Genomic DNA, 4,398 nt, shown 5'->3' on the forward strand with positions numbered 1-4,398 from the left:
CCTCAATACCGAACTTCTTCAAAGAATCTTTTCTTTGTTCAAAGAGAAGTTCTAAAACTTTTTTCTTATCTTTGTCTCTTCCATAATGAATCAACCTATGACAGTTCGGACATATACTAACTATATTTCCAACAACATCTAAACTATTTTCAAAATCATGTTGCATTCTTAACGGTATTAGATGATGGGCCTCCATATAATTTTTTCGGCTGGCTTCCGATACAAATGTTTCATGTGTGTCATCTATTTCACATTTAAATTCTGCCTGTTTAATAGCTTGTTTAGCTTTTTTCGGATCACGAGGCCATACTTCCCTACCAGATTCCATTTTAGTTTTTTTTCGATTTTCCGGTTTCTCTTCTTCTGCAATCTTTACTTTACTAAAATCCGAATCAATATTAGCCTGATACATATCTTCCTCTTGCTCATCCTCAGAAAGAATAAAGCTCTCATTCAACGCTTTAATAATATTATCAATAGATTTATATTTTGCTAATTTTGTTGAATCAATATATGAGTATATAAATTTAAAAGATTAAAATAAAAATAAGTACACATGTTTTATTAGGAGGTATATGTATGTCCAACAGCACTTCATGGCTAGATGAAATTATAGCAATATTAACCGAACTAGATGGAGCAGGAACACTGAATCAAATTAAAACAAAGGTTATGGAGCGTAATAAAATTGACTTGAATAGATACCAACACGAACAGTCTATAGCTGCAAGAATTAGAAAGACCATTTATCAGGTAAACTATCATAAAAACGTTCAATGGCCGCTACTAAAACTAAATCTTCTAAATGAGCAGTTTTAAGGTTGTTTATTTTTAAAAACATCAAAAATGCCAAATCCCTTATATCACAAAGGATTTGGCATTTTTAAGTATCTAGAACACGCGCTAAATTTAAGGAGAAATTAACAGACATGAGTCCGGTATAATGCCGTGTCCACACCCAAGGATCGGTTACATAAAATAGCGTATCTAACCTGGGAAGTCTATTGGCCTTTTTCCCTTATAGTAACGCTCTCTTCTACTAAGACCTTTTCTTTCTAGGGCCTACAATTAATTTAATCGCTGTTCTTTCTTCATTATTGATAGAAATCTCTTGAAACGCTGGAACAAAAGCTAAGTCAATACCACTTGGAGCGACGAACCCTCTTGCAATCGCAATTGCTTTAATCGCTTGATTTATAGCTCCAGCCCCAATCGCTTGAATTTCCACATTACCACTTGTTCTTAGTACTCCTGCTATTGCACCTGCGACTGAATTTGGGCTTGATTTTGAAGATACCTTTAATATATTTTCCATGTAAGTTGCTCCCTCTATTATTTAATCTCTCTTTCGTTACAATTTTAAATATTTTAGCGTATCTTTAATTACTATTCACACCAAAAACAAACGATGCTTCATATGTACATTATTCTATATTTTCTGACTTTTTCCTGCTCAGCTACGCAAATAAAAAATAAACTGAATAACCTAATGTAAATATAGATAAATATTATAACTTCACCAAATGATAACATCCATACAGCTAAAGGTAATATTTCTGTTTTGTCAGACTAAATAAATATAGTAAAGTGAAATTTTAATGAGTGGGGGTTTAATTCATCCCCCACCTAACTTCTTTGCTTTCGCTGAATTTTGAGGTGGGAGTCTTACTGCTCGGAAAATAGCGGGATAAACGTTTCCTCATTACTTCAATCTATTTAGAAATTCCATTTATTTTTCTATCAAATTATAAACCTTGTCATCTTCAAAAGGTGTTACAGGTAATACCCAAATACTACACTTCATCATTTGACCACTTTATATTCCAAATCTATCTCCTTTTATAGTACAAGCATACACGCCAATTGTGATTCATCTTCATAAACTACTATGTGGTTTAAATTTATTAAGAATAGGAGGTAATATTTTGGGTTCATACTATCATTCTTCAAACTCGTATAAAAAATGCTCATGCAAATCTTCTTCCAGTTCAAATAAAAAATGTTCATGTGACCATTCACATAAACGAAGCTGTCCTGCATACGGAACTTTTTGGCAAACTGAATTTATAACTGTTCCTTTTGGAGATCCTTTTCCATTTAATCACGTTGGACCTTTAGCAGGAGGTGTTTCCTTACTAAATCCTACTACTATACACTTTAGACAAGCTGGTGATTATAGAGTTTCGTTCATTTCCAGTATTAATACTACTTTAAATCCTGTATTTCCACATATCCCAGTCATAACTATATTTTTAAATAACAATCCACTTGCTAATAGTCAAGGTGACTTCGCTATTCAAATGAATACTTCATCAAATAACGAATGTCTTCAACTCGTTGGCGAAACAATTGTTACAGTGCCTGCTAATTCAACTCTTCAACTTAGAAATAATAGTGGTTTTAATCGTCAAAGTATTGTAACTTGTGACAATGGTATAAATTCAGTTGAATTAACAGTTACAAAACTAAGTTAAAATTATTTCTTCACATTCAGATGCTATTTCAGCATCTTTTTTTATTGAATAACAGTTTTTTCAACTTTTATTATCTCTCCCCACATAAAAAAGTGCAGAATTCTTTCTAACACAAGATTTCTGCACTTTTTATTATACTTATTTATTCTTCCTTATTTCTCTACATAAACCGACTTAACAATCGTACGATTATATGGTTTTCCTTCTTTATTCATCCCTTTTATATCCATCGTAACGTTGTATACTCCCGGTTGTTTTATATCTTTCAAAGCACCTGTAAATGTATTCGTATTAACATTTTGTAATTCATTAAATTCAGAGACTAACTTACCTTCTTTATTAACGACTCTTACTGTTATGGAAAGATCCCCTTTCATTTCAGGTGCTACAGGTGATTTTTTCAGTTTATACTCAGGTTTATTTATTTTAACTTTTGTAGGCATTCGAAGAACAAATGGTGCGTCATCCTTGTAATCGCTTACAACTAAATATGCATCTTTCGACTGCTTCGCCATCATTTTGATTTTCCATTCGCCTACTTCTAATTTATCAAACTTAAACGTTCTAATTGTCGCCCCATTAAAAAAAGATTCGCCTTCACCAGTAGTTATAGCGCTATCTTTATTTGCATAGATTTTTCCTTTTGGAGATACCATTTGTACTTCTACATCAGAAGAAGCAGTTAGTATAGAAACGATTCCTTCCGCTTTTTTATCAACTGTAACGGTTTGCTCTATCCACTGATTTTGTGGTAATTCGCCTCCTAAAATATTTTGATTTGAAGTTGTATTTAATTGTTCTAGATCTCCATTTGAACTAGTGCTGGATGCTACTAAAGCTGGTAATCCCACATTTGTCGTACGTAAATATGGTTCAATTCGTGCAAAAACAGCTGATCCTTTTCTTATATTGTCATGATCAAATCTGGAATCTGTAAATAAATGTGTACCGTACGATAGCTTCGCACTCCATTCATTTACTAGTCCATCATTTGAACCGTACGATGATAAATATAACCCGCCCATAGATAATGCAGAAAATGTTGGCCCCCAGCTAGTTCCAGTAGCCGTATAGTAACGGTTTAATTTAGCTGCTGGGTTGTTATCTATTATTGAACGAAACTTTGCCATTTCACCTATTTGTAACGAATACGTACCATCATCTTTTTGACCTAATATAGAAGCAAGCCAACCTGCCCACCAACTATATGACAAATCTGCTAAATTTGAGCCGTGATGTGGTGTAGCAAGTGTAATAACATTTCCAACAAATCGATTCGCACCATATTCAACTAATGCGGCTTGTGTATCAATACCACCTTTACTATGCGCTACAATATTAACTTTTTTACCGAAATAATTATATATTTCTTCAAGTTTTTGTGCTAACAATTTTCCGTTATCCCACTGACTAGCCGAACCTTTCCCTGCAGCATCATACAATTGTATAAACACTGTTTGATAGCCTGCTTTTAAAGCATAATCATACATATCATTTATATCATGATATACTGTCTTTCCATACCAACTATCAGCATTACCATTTCTTCCTTGTACAAAGAGAATTGGCGGTTTATTCTCATCATAATTAGCAGGTTTTTGGCCTAAAAACCATTCTCCAGGTGTGAATACTTCTGTATCAGGAAACCCCTTTCCAAGCTCTTTTACAACTTCTGCCTGTACATTTGTGCTAATCGTTGGAGCCATGATAAAAAATACAATTAGTAAGGCCACACATCTTCTCATCAGTCGCATATTACTCCCCCCTATTTTTTTGAAAGAAGGTGTTCTTTATAATATTTTATATTTTCCCTTCCTTAATAATAGCTAATCTTTTATGTTTAAAAGATGTTAACCCTATTTTTAGAAGGTTACTAGTTGTATACCCTCTTCCTTAACTCTCGTTATTCTCTTTGTTTCTACCT

The 4,398-nt window shown here is 33.3% G+C and carries 5 protein-coding genes; 2 read left to right on the top strand and 3 right to left on the bottom strand.

The genetic code is table 11. The annotated features are described in order from the left end of the window. Positions 1-412: HNH endonuclease (locus ABWK52_RS05330; RefSeq protein ID WP_353771885.1), on the bottom strand; the 412-nt coding region annotated here is incomplete at its 3' end. Positions 413-579: 167 nt separating this feature from the next. Here ABWK52_RS05330 and ABWK52_RS05335 point away from each other — a divergent pair. Next, positions 580-819 carry a hypothetical protein gene (locus ABWK52_RS05335; RefSeq protein WP_000071988.1) on the top strand — a complete coding sequence of 80 codons (240 nt, stop codon included), beginning with the start codon at positions 580-582 and terminating at the stop codon, positions 817-819. A gap of 220 nt (positions 820-1,039) precedes the next feature. Here ABWK52_RS05335 and ABWK52_RS05340 read toward each other — a convergent pair whose 3' ends face one another. Next, positions 1,040-1,315: a stage V sporulation protein S gene (locus tag ABWK52_RS05340; protein WP_000427801.1), complete on the bottom strand. Its 276-nt coding sequence runs from the start codon at positions 1,313-1,315 to the stop codon at positions 1,040-1,042. Between the two features lie 610 nt (positions 1,316-1,925). Between ABWK52_RS05340 and ABWK52_RS05345 the strand changes: the two genes are divergently transcribed. Beyond that, a complete protein-coding gene (locus ABWK52_RS05345) occupies positions 1,926-2,474 on the top strand; it encodes a hypothetical protein (RefSeq protein WP_000536153.1) in 549 nt (182 codons plus the stop codon). Positions 2,475-2,626: 152 nt separating this feature from the next. Here the strand turns inward: ABWK52_RS05345 and ABWK52_RS05350 are convergent, their stop codons facing one another. Then, positions 2,627-4,228, bottom strand: a complete 1,602-nt coding sequence (locus ABWK52_RS05350; RefSeq protein ID WP_097998226.1) for a lipase family alpha/beta hydrolase — start codon at positions 4,226-4,228, stop codon at positions 2,627-2,629. Positions 4,229-4,398: the final 170 nt, after the last annotated feature.

The sequence above is a fragment of the Bacillus sp. AP50 genome (genome assembly GCF_040492675.1).
GTDB lineage: Bacteria > Bacillota > Bacilli > Bacillales > Bacillaceae_G > Bacillus_A > Bacillus_A cereus.

What these genes read in the sequence shown, in the direction of transcription:
- ABWK52_RS05335 (WP_000071988.1), top strand. Translation starts at nt 580, where the DNA reads ATGTCCAACAGCACTTCATGGCTAGATGAAATTATAGCAATATTAACC.
- ABWK52_RS05340 (WP_000427801.1), bottom strand. Translation starts at nt 1,315, where the DNA reads ATGGAAAATATATTAAAGGTATCTTCAAAATCAAGCCCAAATTCAGTC.
- ABWK52_RS05350 (WP_097998226.1), bottom strand. Translation starts at nt 4,228, where the DNA reads ATGCGACTGATGAGAAGATGTGTGGCCTTACTAATTGTATTTTTTATC.